Below are 16,803 nucleotides of genomic sequence, written 5' to 3' on the forward strand. Positions count from 1 at the left end.
AAGTAATTGCATTATAGTACAAAAACTTTTTACTTTCGACAGTTTTTGCAAACATAAACAAATAATAAAAAGATCCGGCAGGATATCTGGACAATATATCCTGCCGGAGAGAGGGGGATGAGTGAAAATTACTGCTTCTGTTTTTTAGTGAGTACGTTTTTTAAAACAGGAACCATTGCGAAACCAATGATTACAAGCAGGATGATGATTGCAATCGGGCGGGAGAAGAAATACGGGATGAGTCCGCCCTTCGGTGCAGCCATGATCAAGGTTCTGCGGAAGTTGGATTCCAGAATATCGGCAAGGACAACGCCGAGAACCAGAGGTGCCGGTTCAAATCCGTAGATTTTCATAAGGTATCCGATGAGACCGAACACGAGCATGATGATAACTTCGTACATGCTGTTGCTCAGTGCATAAGTACCGATGCAGGATAATGCGACGATGATCGGAACGAGAACAGAGTTTGGAACGAGGCAGACTCTTGCCATCTGTCTTGCCATGGAAACTCCGATGATTCCCATCAGCACATTCGCGAAAAGGAAACCAAGGAAGATCGCATAAGTAGTTGGAGCCTTAGAACCTGTAAACAGGTCACTGCCAGGCTGTAAGCCATGCATGAGAAGCGCTCCGTAAAGGATTGCTGTGACCGGGCTTCCAGGAATACCTAAAGTGAAAAGTGGGATCATGGCACCGCCGCAGGCTGCGTTGTTTGCGGCCTCAGAGGCAGCAATTCCGACAATGGAACCTTTTCCGTATTCTTCCGGATTTTTAGAAGTCCGTTTGGAAAGACCATAACTGATCCATGCGGCGATGGAACAGCCGGCAGCAGGGATAAATCCGATAAATGCACCGATAACAGAACTTTTTAACATGGTAGGAGTTAATAGACCGGCATTGCCTTTTTCCCAACGCTTTCCCTTTAAGGCAGCTGCCGGGTCGTCAACAATGGTTGCACCGGTTCCTGTCATCAGCTTTTCAACGAGGATGAGAACCTGGGAGATTGAGAATAATCCGATCAGGATCGGTGTGGAGTCAAGACCATCCTCAAGCCAGAGCTGTCCGAACGTGAATCGAGACACACCGCTGATGGAGTCCATGCCGATGCAGCCGATCAGAAGACCTAACAGAGCGGCGAAGATTCCTTTTGCCTGGTTATCTCCCGTGAGTCCGGCAACGACGAGAACACCGAAGCAGGCAACGAGGAAATACTCAAGGCAGGAGAACATCTGACTGATTCTTCCGAGTGCCGGGGCAAATAAGATCAGGCAGATGGCACCAATGATACCACCGACAACGGATGCGATGGTTACGACGGACACGGCCTCCATGCCGCGGCCTTTTTTCGTCATTTCATAGCCATCCTGTGTGGTCGCCGCAGATGCCGCGGTACCTGGTGTATGGCACAAAACAGCAGTGATGGATCCGCCGTACACACCGGTTGTGTACATTGCGGTCATCATGACAAGGGCAGCTGTGGGACTCATGGAAAATGAGATCGGCAGCAGCAGGGCAATACCGACGGACGGTCCCAATCCGGGAATAATTCCGATGATCATTCCGCCTACAACACCGACGAGCAGTCCGAGAAAGACATCAATGGAGAGGAACGAACTCAATGCGAGTGATAAATATTCTGCCATTTTATAAGCTCCTTTCCTTAAATATAACGGAACAGTTGTCCGAGAATGCCGACTTTATAGATCGGGAGATGAAGAATGATAACGAAAACAACATAACAGATCAGGGTGTAGAGAACGGTGATCACAATGTTTACTTTCCAGGACTTCAGCTTTAAATATTTCATGGAAAGCAGCATAAAGATCGGTGTCGCGATCCAGTATGTGATATAGCGGAGGCCAAGGAAATAGATAAAAATAAAAAACATGAACAGGAATGCGTATTTACTGCTCTTTATAGTCATGGAGTAGTGGAAATCCCCATCCTGCTCCTTGGTGAGCCGGAGACCTTTCAGAATAATAAATACAGAACATAATCCCATTAACAGGGACAGAGTGATCGGAAGATAGGAAGCCTGTCCAGGAATCTGTACCGCAGTAAAGAACACTGCGATACAGAAGATGAGAAGAACGGTTCCTACCCATACGTCGCGATGAAACTTTTTTGCCATATGGATAAACTCCTTTTCTTATGTGGGAATGATCAGTTACTGTACGTTCCAGATCATTTTTCTGGTTTCAACCTGGCTCTCAAGAAGTTCTTTGAAGTCCTCACCGGAGGTATTGTCGAGCTGAAGACCAAGAGCAGCCATATTTTCGATATAGTCAGGATCTTCCATTGCTTTTAATAATGCGTCAGTGGTCGTGTCGACGATATCCTGTGGAACACCATTCGGATAGAAGTATCCGCGAGCTGCGAATGCGACAAAGTCTTCACCGGTTGCCTCTTTGATCGTAGGAACATCCGGTATGAAGTCACTGCGTTCGTCGGAAAAAATGCATGCAACCTTCATCTCACCAGACTGATAGGAAGCCATGACATCAGAGATGGATGCAAAAAAGATATCTGTGTCACCGGATAAGAACATTCCGCGGCTGTCGGAAGCTCCGTCTACCGGAACAACAGTGATCTGGGTTCCGAAGGTCTTGTTGAACCATTCAGCAGTTGTTGCGTCTCCGTCGGTAATTCCTGTTGCCTGGGCGGAAACGAGAACAGGATTGGATTTGGCGTACTCGATAAAGCTGTCAATATCGGAGAACCGTGTGTCATTAGAACGGATCGCCATGACATTGTAGTCGAGAGCCTGGTTTGCAAGGACAGTGACGTCATCGAGATTATATTTTCTAGGGTTATCCGGATCAAGCTCACCCATCGCATAGTTATGGTTGATCAGACCGATCGTATAACCGTCTTTGTAATCGCCCTGGATCAGATCGGTCCATGCGACCCATCCGCCAGATCCTGTCTGGTTTTCAACGACAACATTGACTCCCATTACTTTAGAAAGAGCCTGTGCAAGATTGCGGGCACCAATGTCGGTTCCGCCGCCGGCTGAGAACGGGCAGACGAGAGTGATCGTTTCGCTTGGGAAAGAACCATCGTTTTTGGCGGCTGCAGTATCAGTGGAATCAGCAGATTTTGTTGTGGTGTCTGTTGTCTGCTGGCTGGAAGCTTGGCATGCGCTAAGAGATAATGCTAAAGCTCCTGCGGTCATAAGTGCAAATATTTTTTTCATGTGAGATCCTCCTTTTATAGTAGAACTAAAAAATTTTGTCGTCATAATAGACTGGTCCAGCAAGAAACGCGTTTGCTTTTGTTACATTCATTCTAGTGAATTTTATGTCAGAAAACAAACAGCTTTTCCGTGTTATATCACAATATAATGACTGTAAAATGGATAAAAAAGAAAAAAATGAACAAAAAACATACCGAATTACAACTGAATGATTGTGAATAAAAGAACAAAACTTGTTAGACATTTGTAATCTGAATTCTTATACTGGCATCGAAAACAAAAACGTGAACGGCTAAAGGAGGTCGCTATATGATGACAAAGAAAGAGAGAATTCAGGCAGCTATTGCAGGGGAAAAACCGGACAAACTTCCATATTCATTCTGGACCCATCTTCCGGGAATCGATCTGAATCCGGAACTTTTAGCGGAAAAGACATATGAGTTTTATAAAAAGTATGATATCGACTTTATAAAGACTATGAATAACGGAATGTACGCCATCGAAGACTTCGGTTGTGAGATTGATTATTCAGATATTGCGAAAGGCGGAGTGGCGAAAGTCACAAAAACACCGATCCACGAAGCGAAGGACTGGTATGAACTGAAACCGTGTTCTGTAAAGGAAGGAAGTCTTGCGAGAGAATTAAAAGGATTGAAACTTGTTCTCGATAAGGTAAAGAATGAGGATGTGCCAGTCATTTTCACGATATTCAGCCCGTTGACAACAGCGAATAAATTGTCCGGAAATACACTTCTTCAGTATCTGGAAAATGGTGACGGGGATGCAGTTCATCATGCGCTGAAAGTGATTACGGAGACGACCTGCAATATGGCTCGGGCAGCGCTGGAAGCCGGTGCGGACGGAATCTTCTTTGCGGCGCAGAGCAGTACTTATAATTTTATGACTGCAGAACAGTATAAGGAATTTGGCGTTCCTTATGACTTGGAGGTCCTGAATGCGGCGAAAGATGGATGGATGAACACACTGCATGCCCATGGAAGTAATATCATGATGGAAATATTGAAGGATTATCCGGTACAGGTCTTCAACTGGCATGCATGGGAGACATATCCGTCAGTGGATGAGGCGGCGCTTGAGTCTGGAAAATGCCTTATGGGCGGACTAAACCGCACCGATATCACAAAAGATGACCGCAATGCCATCCATCATCAGATTTATGAGTGTTTTAAACTGATGGGTGGCTGCGGTCAGATCTTAACACCGGGTTGTGTGATCCGCTATCCGTTAAATGAGGAAACTTTAAAATTTATCCGCAAAGCGAAAGATGATGTGGAGGCGAAGATCCATCCGATCTACGCTTAGCAGGAAAACTTTTCCTGTGCCATCCGGATGAATTCATCGGCGGCTCGGCTGAGATAGTGGTCTTTCATGTAAGCGATTGTGATCGGCCGGTAGCCCGCCGGATAGTTTAACGGAAAGACAGACACCTGTTCTTTCCAGTCGAAGGAATTCCAGAATGTCATACGGCGGCTGACGAAGATTTCGGGAAGCACGATGGCACCGATTCCGGAAGAACAGAGGGAAACCATGGTGGACATACTGGTGGTCTCGAGGAGGATTTCCGGTTCAATGTTGTAGCTTTCACAACATTTTTCAAACATTTCGCCCAGCCATGTCTGTTTCGGCATTTTGATAAACGGGCAGTCGGCAAAAATGTTGAAACTTTGAACAGAACCCGGAATCAAAGTGGAGTCTATCTTCAGATAGCGCGGCAAAAATGAGTTTGGAATAACGCAGACGAGAGATTCTGTATGGAGCAGTTCCTCGTGTACTTTTTCTGGATCATTGATCGCAAAACCGATGCAGAGATCTGCCCGTCCTTCAAACAATGCCTGGTTGATCTCTTTTGTTGTACCTTCTACAAGATTTAGTTTGATCTGGGGAAAGGCAGAGCGGAATTCTGGAAGTATCTTTGGAAGCATGACAGCTCCGCGGGAGGTACTGATTCCGAGAGTCAGTTCACCTTTTCGGAAGTCCCGGATATCCTGCATGCTTTTTTCAATCTGTTCTTTCTGATGAAGCAGAACCTTGGAACTTGCATAGAGGGATTTTCCGGCTTCGGTGAGTGTGATCGGTTGGGTACGGTTAAAAAGGATCACACCGAATTCGTTTTCCAGGCGGGAAATGTGGTTGCTGAGGGATTGCTGGGATATAAATAAACGCTTGGCAGCATTTGTGAAACTGAGTTCTTCAGCGGCCACGCGAAAGTAGTAGAGATTTAAAAAGTTCATAGTGTGCTCCTTAAATTTTTTCTGCAGTAACATTGATGAAAGATATGAATTATTATAGCAAAAATAATCGAAAAAGAAAGAACAGAAGGAGAAAAAGCGCTAAGAAACTGTTAAAAATATCATGAGGAAAAATAAAAAATGGACCAGAAATTATACACAAACCATCTTGAAATATTAAAAGACGAACTGATTATGGCGCTCGGCTGCACGGAACCGATCGCAATCGCCTACGCGGCAGCAAAAGCGCGGAAACTGTTAGGTCAGATGCCGGAGAAATGTGTAGTGTCCTGCAGCGGAAATATCGTTAAAAATGTCATGGGAGTGACGGTACCGAACTCCGGCGGATTAAAAGGAATCGATGTGGCAGCAGTACTGGGAATCGTGGGCGGAGATCCAGATATGGATCTGGCAGTGCTTGAGAGTGTGACAAAAGAGGATCAGGAGAAGACAAAAGAGCTTTTAAATCAGAAATTTTGTACCTGTAAACTGATCGAAGGCGTGGCGACTCTTTACATTGTAGTGGAACTGTGCGCCGGAGAGCATACGGCGCTGGTCGAGATTCAGAAGACCCATAAAAATATCACCCGGATGGAAAAAGACGGGGTGAGTGTTCTGGAAAAGACTGAGGCAGGTGAGGAAAATGGTCATAAGGCAGGTGACAAACAGCTTCTCACAGTGAAAAATATTCTGGAGTTTGCGGACGAAGTAAAAATCGAGGATGTTGAAGAGATCCTGAATCGCCAGATCGAGTGCAATATGGCAATCTGTCGGGAAGGACTGGAACATCCGTACGGAGCAGAGGTTGGAAGAGTCCTGATTGACGGAAACGAAAATCCGACGGTGGGTCTGAAGGCACGTGCGTATGCGGCAGCAGGTTCGGATGCCAGAATGAACGGCTGTCCGATGCCGGTCGTCATCAATTCCGGAAGCGGTAATCAGGGAATCACGGTCAGCGTGCCGGTCATTGTTTACGCGCAGGAGAAAAACATCGAAAAAGAAAAACTTTTGCGGGGACTTGTAGTTTCAAATTTGATTGCAGTTCATCAAAAAAAATATATCGGAAGTCTGTCTGCATACTGCGGCGTTGTGAGCGCCGCATGTGGAGCAGCTTGTGGTATCTGCTACATGCTTGGATATCCATATGAAGTGGTCTGTGAGACAATTACCAACACCATCGCAACTGTGGGAGGTATGGTGTGTGATGGCGCGAAATCATCCTGCGCAGCTAAAATTTCGACAGCCCTTCAGACCGCGCTTCTTGGAATGAAAATGGGCTTACATGACCGGGCATTTCAGCCAGGTGAAGGTCTGGTAGAGGACGATGTTGAAGAGACAATCCGAAGTATCGGACGCATGGGGCGTGATGGCATGCATTCTACGGATCTTGAAATTTTGAATATTATGCTGGGAAATTAGAGAAAAGAATGATCGGATATAGATGTATAAGTTTTATCAGTTGGACAGCGCTTTCCTTTTAAAAAGAAAGGCGCTGTTTGTTGATAGATGAATAAAATAATCGTATGTTCTGCCAGCCATCTACTTCCCCCACTCCTGCAGCGCTTTTGCGACCTTCGCGTATTTCCGGTCCGGGATTGGAAGAACGGTGCCGTCGGTCAGGGTGAGCTCGAAGCGGCGGATGGACTGGACAAACAATGGATTTACAATGAAACTTGCATGGATCCTCAAGAAGATGGATCCATATTGTTTCTCCAGTTTTGAAAGAGAATCGACGGAGTCAAAGGTGCTGGTCAGAGTGTGGACCACCGTGTACGGGGAGCGGGTTCCGGTCTCGATATAGAGAATGGAGTTCGCAACGAGAAAGTGGCAGACGTGATTCTGCCCATTGATCGTGATGCGCTGTCCGGTGACCGGACTGACCGTCACGGGAACCTTCATCTCATCGTAGTGGACCGGATAGATCTTATCGCGCTCATCGTAAGGGAACGCGTTGGAGATATGGACGACGGCGATCTTCGGGACCATAACAGATTTTCCGTCGGGTCCGGTCACCTTTTTATCGCGCCAGGTATAGTGAAGTCTCTGGTCATGGACCGTCATCGCTCCGCTCGGATAGTACGTGTATACAAGATACGTCAGGATAATCTCGCAGGCATGCGGGCCGCAGGAAACCGGTGTGGCTGAGATATTGCTCATCGTGAAGGTCAGATGATGTGTTCCGTCTTCCTGTGCGAAGGCGGCGAGGATCGTTGCTTTCCCCTGCATCCACTGGTTTTCGGCAGGACCGATCCAGAGAAGATCGTCGTCTGCGGCATCGAAGAATGGCTGTAGGTGGTTTTCGTAGTATTCGGTGATGATGTGGACGGATTGCCGGATCTGTGCGGAAATATTCATAAATTCCTCCAATAACGGGACTGAGTCCAAAATATGTGCTCAATTTTATCATGTGAAGTTCCAAAAAACAATTGATTTTCATGGAAAAATAAAGAAAAAATGTGAAATATGATGTATTTGATACATGAAAACATGTATTCCACCACATCAAATTGAAGCGTGAAAGTGCGGATGATAAAATTTATCTTATCTACAATTATTTACATCTCGTGCAAAAAAATGACATCTTGTGCAGGACGCATTGCCGAAGAATATCGAACATGTAAAAATGAAAAAAACAAGCAGGCAGATTTCCGGGAGAGGAGGTGCGGGAATGAAGACGGCAGAAATTCTGGAAAAAACAAAAACATTTCAGGCGGCAGAAGCGGATATTTTAAACAATATCGGAAAAATTACGCAGGTGGATATGCCGATGGAGTACGGGAGAGTATGCCTGTCGGAACAGGTCAGGAAACATGCGGAGCTTTCTTTTGATCTGAGCCATGAAGTCGATACCGTCGAAGAATTTATCCGCTGTATGGATGAAAGCATTGGAAATGAGCGTTCATCGGTCAATATGAAAGATCTGTATGAGCTCGCATCTGCAGAAACGCTTCTTTCGGAAATCAAGCGCTATCTGACGACGGAAATAGCGAACCGCCTCGCAGCCGGAACCGGTAATGGAAAACTGGTGTCGATCTCCGGGATCGCGTATCTGAACTCCCGCGAGGTCATGTTTTTTGCGGGCCGTCTGCTGGAAAAAATGGCGAAGAGCCTGCGGGTAGTTGTCTGGCTGGACTCAAAAGAGCAGGGCAACTTATCTGAGAACCGTTTGAGAGAAATGTTCTGCGGAGAGATCTTCCGGATCCGGCTCAGTATGAGGTTGTGGAGGACAGGGACAGCTTTGATTATATTTATTCCGGGGAGGAGATGCGTCTTCTTCCCGGAAGGAAATATTCAAAAATGAAAAACAGGATCTCCAGATTCCAGAGGGACTATGGAGACCGGGCAGAGTTTGTTCTTCTTGGACCGGAGGATGAACCGGAGATTTTACAGTTTCTGGATCGCTGGTCATCGAAAAAGGAAAGTGATGATGCTCTGAACCGTTTGGACAGTGAGGAGACCGGGATACGGGAAGCAATCCGATTCTGCCGGGAAGCGGAGATCACGATTGCCGGTGTTCGTGTGAACGGGATTCTGGAGGCATTTTCCATGGGAACGGAGTGTAAGGAGACCGATATGACGGTGACACATGTGGAAAAGGCAGATACTGAGCTTCGCGGTCTGTACAATTATCTGGAAAAAGAGTTTTTGCTCCATTCATATCCGGAGACAGGACTGGTGAACCGGGAAGATGATATGGGACTGGAAAATCTGAGACGGACGAAAGAGAGTATGCATCCGGTACGGATGGAGAAGAAATATACGATCCTGGAGCGGGAGAGAAATTAAAGTTTGTTAAAAAATATACAGACAAATTCAGAAAAAGCATACATATGACACATAAAACCCTGTATTTAATGGAATTGATTGCATTATATGAAGAAATATGGTAAGCTATGGAGTATGAAATTCCGTACAACCGAATGGATGCTGGAGATAATGCGAAAGCATGATCCGGGGAAATGTACGGACGGTACTTAGGGGGTACCTGCCGGAGTATGAAAAGGTGAGTATATCACATAAAAACTGCCGTCAGCAGAGACGTTCCGGGAGATCAAGGGCGTGTCTGGTGGCGGCAGTTTTTGCTTACCGGCGAGTTCTTGTGGAACTTCCCGGCAAATAAAAGGAGCCGAAATCCTGCTCGTGTGTGGCGGCAGGATCTTTTTATGATGTGGCCAAGTTCAGCCTTGCGCAGACAAGGCAAAGCTGATAAAATGGAAAAACCGGGGGGACTGAAAAATCCCCCTTAAGTGCGTTGCAGAAAGAAACGAATGAAAGAATGGTAACTGCGAAGATATGGAACAGTTACGAACAGCGATAAAAACTTACTGCCGCGGAGAGCGGAGAAAAAAAGGAGATAAAAATGTTAATAATTGCAGGTCTCGGAAACCCGGGAAAGGAATATGAAAATACAAGACACAATGCAGGTTTTATGGTGATGGATGCTCTGGCGGAGAAGATCGGGGCGGACATCTCTGAGAAGAAGCACAAGGCGCTCTGCGGAAAAGGCGTGATCGGCGGGGAGAAAGTGATCCTCATGAAGCCGCAGACGTATATGAACTCCAGTGGGGAGAGTATCCGCGCGGCGGCCGATTATTATAAGGTGGATCCGGAAGATATCCTGATCGTGTACGATGATATCAGTCTGGCTCCGGGTCAGTTAAGGATCCGCGCAAAGGGAAGTGCCGGCGGTCACAACGGAATCAAGAGCATCATCGCACATCTCGGAACCCAGGAATTCCCGCGCGTGAAGGTCGGAGTCGGTGAGAAGCCGTCCCGGATGGATCTCGCTGATTATGTGCTGGGACATTTTTCAAAGGAAGAACAGGGAACGATGGCGGACGCGGTGAAGGAAGCGGCGGACGCAGTCTGCGAGATCGTGAATGTCGGAATCGCGCAGGCGATGAATGATCATAACCGGAAGAAAGAAGAAAAATAAAAGAAGTATTGGCAAAATTTTGCCGCAGTGTGCGTGCGGAGAATACCTATGCACACTAACTGGAATAGAATCAGAAATATGATCGGACAGGAAACGAATAAAAACAGGAGGAACCATGGCTGAAGTTTTTGCAAATCCGCTCGCGGAGCTGGCGGAGTATACCGATATGAAACAGGATATGGATAAAGGAAAAGGTCCGATCCAGGTCAGCGGCGTGACGGATTCCCAGAAAGTTCATGTCATGCATGAACTCTCGAAGGAACATCCGTGGCGCCTTGTCGTGACGTACGATGACAACCGGGCGAAGGAAATCTATGATGATTTCAGCTATTTTGAGCCGAATACCTGGCTGTACCCGGCGAGAGACCTCCTGTTTTACAGCTCTGATATCCACGGAAATCTCCTGACGAGACAGCGGATGCAGGTATTTAAACATCTTTTGGAGGATGAAGGCGGAGTTGTCGTAACGACCGTGGACGGACTCATGGATCATCTTCTGCCGCTTTCCATGATCAGGGAGAGCTGCCTGAACATCATGGCGGGACAGACACTCGATATCGAGGAGATCAAGACACAGCTCACGAACATGGGCTATGAGCGGATGGGACAGGTCGATGGAATGGGACAGTTTTCTGTCCGCGGCGGAATTCTGGATGTGTTCCCACTGACGGAGGAGGTCCCGGTCCGGATCGAGCTCTGGGGAGATGAGGTGGACTCGATCCGCTCCTTTGATGCCGAGAGCCAGCGCTCGATCCAGCAGATGGACGAGGTCACGATCTACCCGGCAGCGGAACTGATCCTCACGAAGGAACATATCGAGGACGGGATCCTGCGCCTGGAGGCAGAGGGAAAGAAGCAGGAAAAGACCTTCCGCGACCAGAAAAAGCCGGAGGAGGCGACGCGGATCAGGCGGGCTGTCGGGGAGCTTGTGGAATCCTTAAAAGAGGGCTTTGATGTCCAGATGCTGGATGCGTATATCAGGTATTTCTGTAAAGATACGGTTTCATTTCTTGACTATATGAAAGAAGTCGGCGCTAAGGTCACTTTGGTGTCTTCTGCGACAGAAACAGGAAAACAGGCGGAAGTGGGAGTTATTGAAACTGAAGCTGAAGAGGCAGGAAAGAAGACAGTAGAATCAGGCGGGAACGTAGATCAGAGTGATACTGGGACAGCTGGGACGAAGACATCAGGAAAGAAAACGGCAAGGGCGGCCGGAAAAACGGCCGAAAAGAAACAGGCATCTGGCCTGGCATTAATTTTAGATGAGCCCCAGCGGATGAAGGAAAAAGCGGAGACCGTCGAGACGGAATTCCGCGAGAGTATGTCCCACCGTCTGGAGCAGGGCTATATCCTGCCGGGGCAGGCGGACCTCCTGTTTTCCTCGAAAACGATCCTGGCGGACGCGCACACGCCGCACACGATCTTCATGACAGGACTCGACCAGAGACTCCCCGGCATGACTCCGCGGGCGAAGTACAGCCTGACCGGAAAGAACTTAAATTCCTACCAGAACAGCTTCGAGATCCTGATCAAGGACCTGACGAGATGGAAGAAGGACGGATATCGCGTTGTCCTCCTCTCCGCGTCAAGGACCAGAGCGAGCCGCCTCGCAGGAGATTTAAGGGAGTATGACCTGCGGGCATTCTGTCCGGAAGACCCGGGACAGCCGGTCGCTCCGGGGGAGATCATGGTTACCTACGGAAAACTCCATAAGGGCTTTGAGTATCCGTTGATCAAGTTCGTTGTCATCACCGAGGGTGACATGTTCGGGGTGGAAAAACGGAAGAAGAAGCGGAAAAAATATAATTACGAGGGAAAGAAGATCAGCAGTTTCTCCGAGCTTTCCGTCGGCGACTATGTGGTGCATGAGAGCCATGGTCTCGGTATCTATAAGGGAATCGAGAAGATCGAGCAGGACCATGTCATCAAGGACTATATCAAGGTCGAGTACGGTGACGGCGGAAACCTCTATCTTCCAGCGACCCGTCTGGAGGGGATCCAGAAGTATGCCGGGGCTGACGCGAAGGTTCCGAAGTTAAATAAGCTTGGCGGGACCGAGTGGACAAAGACGAAGACAAAGGTCCGCACGGCAGTCCGGGAGATCGCAAAGGAGCTTGTGGAGCTCTATGCGGCGCGTCAGGACGCGGAGGGCTTCCAGTACGGACCGGATACGGTGTGGCAGAAGGAATTCGAGGAGATGTTCCCCTACGATGAGACGGACGATCAGCTCACCGCCATCGACGATACGAAGCGGGACATGGAGAGCAAGAAGATCATGGACCGCCTGATCTGCGGGGATGTGGGCTACGGAAAGACGGAGATCGCACTCCGCGCGGCGTTCAAGGCGGTGCAGGAAGGAAAACAGGTCGTGTACCTGGTCCCGACAACGATCCTGGCGCAGCAGATCTACAATACGTTCGTCCAGAGAATGAAGGATTTCCCGGTCCGCGTGGACATGATGTCGCGGTTCCGGACGCCCGGAGAGATGAAAAAGACGATCGAAGGTCTGAAAAAAGGATATGTGGACATCGTGGTCGGCACGCACCGGGTGCTTTCCAAGGATGTGCGGTTCAAGAGTCTGGGACTTCTGATCGTCGATGAGGAGCAGCGGTTCGGCGTGACACACAAGGAGAAGATCAAGCAGATGAAGCAGAACGTGGATGTTCTGACTCTGACGGCGACGCCGATCCCGAGAACGCTGCACATGAGTCTCATCGGGATCCGCGATATGAGTGTTCTCGAGGAGCCGCCGGTGGACCGTGTGCCGATCCAGACGTACGTCATGGAGTACAACGACGAGATGATCCGCGAGGCGATCCACAGAGAGTTAGGACGCGGCGGGCAGGTGTACTATGTATACAATCGTGTCAACAACATCGACGAGGTGGCAAACCATGTGGCGTCGCTCGTTCCGGAGGCAAATGTGGCATTCGCCCATGGTCAGATGAATGAGCACCAGCTCGAGAAGATCATGCTGGATTTCATCAACGGTGATATCGATGTGCTCGTCTCCACGACGATCATCGAGACGGGACTCGATATCCCGAATGCCAACACGATGATCATTCAGGATGCGGACCGGCTGGGCCTCTCCCAGCTTTACCAGATCCGCGGGCGGATCGGGCGTTCGAACCGGACATCCTATGCGTTCCTCATGTACAAGCGCGATAAGATGCTGAAGGAGGACGCGGAAAAGCGTCTCCAGGCGATCCGCGAGTTCACGGAGCTCGGTTCCGGCATCAAGATCGCGATGCGGGACCTTGAGATCCGCGGCGCGGGAAATATCCTCGGTGCGGAGCAGCACGGCCACATGGAGGCGGTCGGATACGACCTCTACTGCAAGATGCTCAATGAGGCAGTCATCGCTCTGAAGGGCGGACAGGAGGAAGAGGAGACGTTTGAGACGGTCGTGGACTGCGATATCGACGCGTTTATTCCGGATGGATATATCAAGAATGAGTATCTGAAACTGGATGTTTATAAGAGAATTTCCGCCATCGAGACAGATGACGAGTACATGGATATGCAGGATGAACTGATCGACCGCTTCGGCGATATCCCGAAATCCGTCAACAATCTGCTCCGGGTTGCGGAGTTAAAGGCCATGGCACACCGGGCGTATGTGACCGAGGTGGATATCAACACCCAGGAAATCCGGATCGAGCTTTACCCGAAGGCGAAGCTCGATGTCACAAAGATCCCGGCGCTGATCGCGGAGTACAAGACTGCGCTCCGCTTCGCCCAGGGCGGCGAGAAACCGGTCCTGTTCTACCAGGAAAAAGGAAAGAAAAACAAGAACTGCGAACCGATGATCGAGAAGGCGAAGGAGATTCTTGGGAAGCTTGGGGAGCTGGCAGAGAGCAGAAAATAAAAGCATATGGTAAAAATAGCGCATTAAATATAATGCGCTATTTTTATAGGTAAATGCTCTTCATGTTGCTGGACTGGTTGGTGTATAATATAAATGTAAGTGAACATTATGATAAGTGTTATTGAAAAGAGGTGTTTCGAGAGAAGTAAAAAAGATGCAAAGAATAAACGACAACATATTGACAGCATGGTATGAAGTGGATTCTGGTAGATACATTGACACGAAACATAACATCTGATATATTTTACATTATAAATAATGTTATATTTTGGAGAAGCGACATGAAAAATTTGATTAAAAAAATCAGGTTTTATTTGAACATGAGTCAGACCGAGTTCGCAGAGTATATGAATGTGTCTTTTGCAACCGTGAACCGTTGGGAAAACGGCCGGGCTGTTCCTAATAAACTGGCGCAGATGAGATTGCATGAGCTGTGTAAGGCACGGGCAGTTCCGGTTTATGATATGACGTTGGAGAAAATTGCGGAAGCGGAAAAAAAAATAGAAGCTGTTCACGGAAAGGTGCTGCTTTATCATGGATCGAAATCCGGCATAGAAGGAGTTATTGAGCCGAAGAGCCGGAAACAGTGTGATTTTGGCAGAGGCTTTTATATGGGAACAGATCCAGGTCAGGCGTTGACACTGATTTGTGACTATGAAAAATCAAAATTTTATATCGTTTCTGTCGATGTGAATGAGCTTAAATTGCTGAATGTACCAGCAGATATTGAGTGGGCAATGCTTGTAGCATATAACAGGGGAAGAATGGAGAGCATAAAGGATACTGAATTTTATAACAAGTATCGAAATATGGCAGCCGGAAAAGATCTGCTTATTGGAAGCATTGCAAATGACAGGATGTTTTATGTGATTGATAATTTCTTTATTGGAAATATCACAGATGCAGCATTGGTGCACAGTCTTTCTGCATTGCAATTGGGAAGTCAGTACGTTGCGGTGTCACAAAGAGGATGTGATGCAATCCATATTGAAGCGGAAATAGAGCTTTCCTATTTGGAGAGAGCATTTATTAAGGAGGTTGCAGAGGAAAATCGTGCACGGGGAGTTTCTCTTGCAAACGGTATCTGTAAGAATTATCGCCGTGAGGGACTATTTTTTGATGAAATCCTGGATAACGCCAAAGCCGGAGGAAAACAATGAATGAGATAGCTTTAAAACTCTGTGACATACAGGGAAGACTTTTTGAACTGTCAGCTGATCATAATTACAGTAGTATGGAATTTATTAAATTGTTCATGAATTCTGAGACGGCAAAAGCATTGGATTCTGAGTATAATCGTATGCAATGGGCAGGAGAAGAGTATCTTTTAGATGAGGTCATCGGAAATTCCAAGACAGAGAGTTTAGTTGGCGGAGAAGTATATTCAAAAGATGTTCTGTATTGGATCGGTTATATTTACCGTTATTGGCATTATTACAGCGGTGAGGACAGTAGAAAGATATATAAACAAGCGCCGGTCGAAGTTATGAAACGAAATTACATGATGTTTCATACGATGGATCCAGTTCTTGCGATCGAGAATCTGAAGGAAATTTATAATCAGAAAAGATAAAAGAAACACGTACTGGTTTAAGTCGGATAAAATCAACTTTAGACAGTACGTGTTTTATTAGCAAAACTTATTTCTGACACCCCAAAATCTCTTCCGCCCGCTTCACCGATTCTGCCGTCGGTGGATCCACATCTTTCAAGGTATACGGGATGCCGAGTGACTCCCATTTGTAGATCCCGAGCGTATGGTACGGGAGAACTTCCACCTTTTTCACGTTGGACAGTGTGTCTAAAAACGCGCGGATACCGCGAAGGTTTTCTTCATCGTCGGTCACGCCCGGGACGAGGACGTGGCGGACCCACGTGGGTTTGCCAATCTCGTTTAAGTATCTGGCGAAGTCCAGGATGTTCTCGTTGGTGTGGCCGGTGAGCGCACGGTGTTTTTCCGGATCGATGTGTTTTAAGTCGAGCATCACAAGGTCCGTGTTCTCCATGAGAGACGAAAGTTTTGAGAAAAATGGTTCTGTTCTTGTAAACGGCTGTCCCGCGGTGTCAAGCACCGTGCCGACGCCGTTTTCTTTTGCCAGGCGGAAAAGCTCCGTCATGAAATCCAGCTGCAAGAGCGGTTCACCGCCGCTGACCGTGATGCCGCCCTCTTTGCCCCAGTAGCGCTTGTAGCGGAGCGCCTGCTTTAAAAGGGCGGACGGGGTGCTCTCTTTGTAATTGCAGCCGGAAGAGACGGAGTCAGGGCGGGTTTCTGACGCAGCGGAATTGTTCCCATGGGCAGCTTCTGAGGTCTGCGGACAGGCCGCAGCAGGATTCCCTGCCAGCTTCCATGTATCCGGATTATGACAGTACCGGCACCGCATATGGCAGCCCTGAAGAAAAGTCACAAAGCGGACGCCGGGTCCGTCTACGGAACCAAAACTGTCGATGGAGTGAATGTAGCCTGTTGTTTCCATATAAAAGTTTCCCTTCTCCCGGAATCTGCCGGGGATAAAAATAAAGATAAAATGAGCAGTGCGGTGCAAAAGTGCAA

14 protein-coding genes are annotated in these 16,803 nt (G+C 47.8%); 8 read left to right on the forward strand and 6 right to left on the reverse strand.

The window, feature by feature from the left end; genetic code table 11:
• Nucleotides 1-128 precede the first annotated feature (128 nt).
• The 3 genes from V2546_RS09375 to V2546_RS09385 are packed head-to-tail and all read right to left on the reverse strand — an operon-like array spanning nt 129 to nt 3,196.
• Nucleotides 129-1,643: a tripartite tricarboxylate transporter permease gene (locus V2546_RS09375; RefSeq protein WP_117471324.1), complete on the reverse strand. Its 1,515-nt coding sequence runs from the start codon at nt 1,641-1,643 to the stop codon at nt 129-131.
• A gap of 17 nt (nt 1,644-1,660) precedes the next feature.
• A complete protein-coding gene (locus V2546_RS09380; RefSeq protein WP_215702161.1) occupies nt 1,661-2,131 on the reverse strand; it encodes a tripartite tricarboxylate transporter TctB family protein in 471 nt (156 codons plus the stop codon).
• A 36-nt stretch (nt 2,132-2,167) separates the two neighbouring features.
• On the reverse strand, nt 2,168-3,196 hold the full coding sequence (locus V2546_RS09385; RefSeq protein ID WP_118530224.1) for a Bug family tripartite tricarboxylate transporter substrate binding protein: 1,029 nt from the start codon (nt 3,194-3,196) through the stop codon (nt 2,168-2,170).
• 309 nt (nt 3,197-3,505) lie between these two features.
• Between V2546_RS09385 and V2546_RS09390 the strand changes: the two genes are divergently transcribed.
• Nucleotides 3,506-4,519: a uroporphyrinogen decarboxylase family protein gene (locus tag V2546_RS09390; protein WP_242990637.1), complete on the forward strand. Its 1,014-nt coding sequence runs from the start codon at nt 3,506-3,508 to the stop codon at nt 4,517-4,519.
• Here the strand turns inward: V2546_RS09390 and V2546_RS09395 are convergent.
• Nucleotides 4,516-5,448 carry a LysR family transcriptional regulator gene (locus tag V2546_RS09395; RefSeq protein WP_158553099.1) on the reverse strand — a complete coding sequence of 311 codons (933 nt, stop codon included), beginning with the start codon at nt 5,446-5,448 and terminating at the stop codon, nt 4,516-4,518. The two genes, V2546_RS09390 and V2546_RS09395, sit on opposite strands and share 4 nt — an antisense overlap.
• A gap of 138 nt (nt 5,449-5,586) precedes the next feature.
• Here V2546_RS09395 and V2546_RS09400 point away from each other — a divergent pair, with 138 nt between their 5' ends.
• Nucleotides 5,587-6,864 carry an L-serine ammonia-lyase, iron-sulfur-dependent, subunit alpha gene (locus V2546_RS09400; RefSeq protein ID WP_329752151.1) on the forward strand — a complete coding sequence of 426 codons (1,278 nt, stop codon included), beginning with the start codon at nt 5,587-5,589 and terminating at the stop codon, nt 6,862-6,864.
• 120 nt (nt 6,865-6,984) lie between these two features.
• Here V2546_RS09400 and V2546_RS09405 read toward each other — a convergent pair whose 3' ends face one another.
• Nucleotides 6,985-7,800, reverse strand: coding sequence for a LytTR family DNA-binding domain-containing protein (locus V2546_RS09405; protein ID WP_329752152.1), 816 nt, complete (start codon nt 7,798-7,800; stop codon nt 6,985-6,987).
• Nucleotides 7,801-8,113: 313 nt separating this feature from the next.
• Here V2546_RS09405 and V2546_RS09410 point away from each other — a divergent pair, with 313 nt between their 5' ends.
• From V2546_RS09410 to V2546_RS09435, 6 genes are all read left to right on the forward strand, one after another.
• Complete coding sequence (locus V2546_RS09410; protein ID WP_329752153.1) at nt 8,114-8,746, forward strand: hypothetical protein; 633 nt, start codon at nt 8,114-8,116, stop codon at nt 8,744-8,746.
• The gene (locus V2546_RS09415) at nt 8,710-9,231 is read left to right on the forward strand and encodes a phosphatidylglycerol lysyltransferase domain-containing protein (RefSeq protein WP_486463579.1); all 522 of its coding nucleotides are present in this window, start codon (nt 8,710-8,712) and stop codon (nt 9,229-9,231) included. The genes V2546_RS09410 and V2546_RS09415 overlap by 37 nt, the downstream gene beginning before the upstream one ends.
• Before the next feature lie 574 nt (nt 9,232-9,805).
• Entirely contained in the window at nt 9,806-10,381 is a 576-nt protein-coding gene (gene pth / locus V2546_RS09420) for an aminoacyl-tRNA hydrolase (RefSeq protein ID WP_118530218.1), read from the forward strand.
• 115 nt (nt 10,382-10,496) lie between these two features.
• Nucleotides 10,497-14,252, forward strand: a complete 3,756-nt coding sequence (gene mfd / locus V2546_RS09425) for a transcription-repair coupling factor (protein ID WP_329752156.1) — start codon at nt 10,497-10,499, stop codon at nt 14,250-14,252.
• 281 nt (nt 14,253-14,533) lie between these two features.
• Entirely contained in the window at nt 14,534-15,412 is an 879-nt protein-coding gene (locus tag V2546_RS09430; protein WP_329752157.1) for a DUF3990 domain-containing protein, read from the forward strand.
• Nucleotides 15,409-15,825, forward strand: a complete 417-nt coding sequence (locus V2546_RS09435; protein ID WP_118530214.1) for a hypothetical protein — start codon at nt 15,409-15,411, stop codon at nt 15,823-15,825. Before V2546_RS09430 ends, V2546_RS09435 begins: the two co-directional genes overlap by 4 nt.
• A gap of 67 nt (nt 15,826-15,892) precedes the next feature.
• Here the strand turns inward: V2546_RS09435 and V2546_RS09440 are convergent, their stop codons facing one another.
• A complete protein-coding gene (locus V2546_RS09440; RefSeq protein WP_329752158.1) occupies nt 15,893-16,726 on the reverse strand; it encodes a radical SAM protein in 834 nt (277 codons plus the stop codon).
• Nucleotides 16,727-16,803: the final 77 nt, after the last annotated feature.

This window comes from Clostridium sp. CM74B_53 (genome assembly GCF_036318045.1).
In the GTDB taxonomy this organism is placed as follows: Bacteria; Bacillota; Clostridia; order Lachnospirales; family Lachnospiraceae; genus Pilosibacter.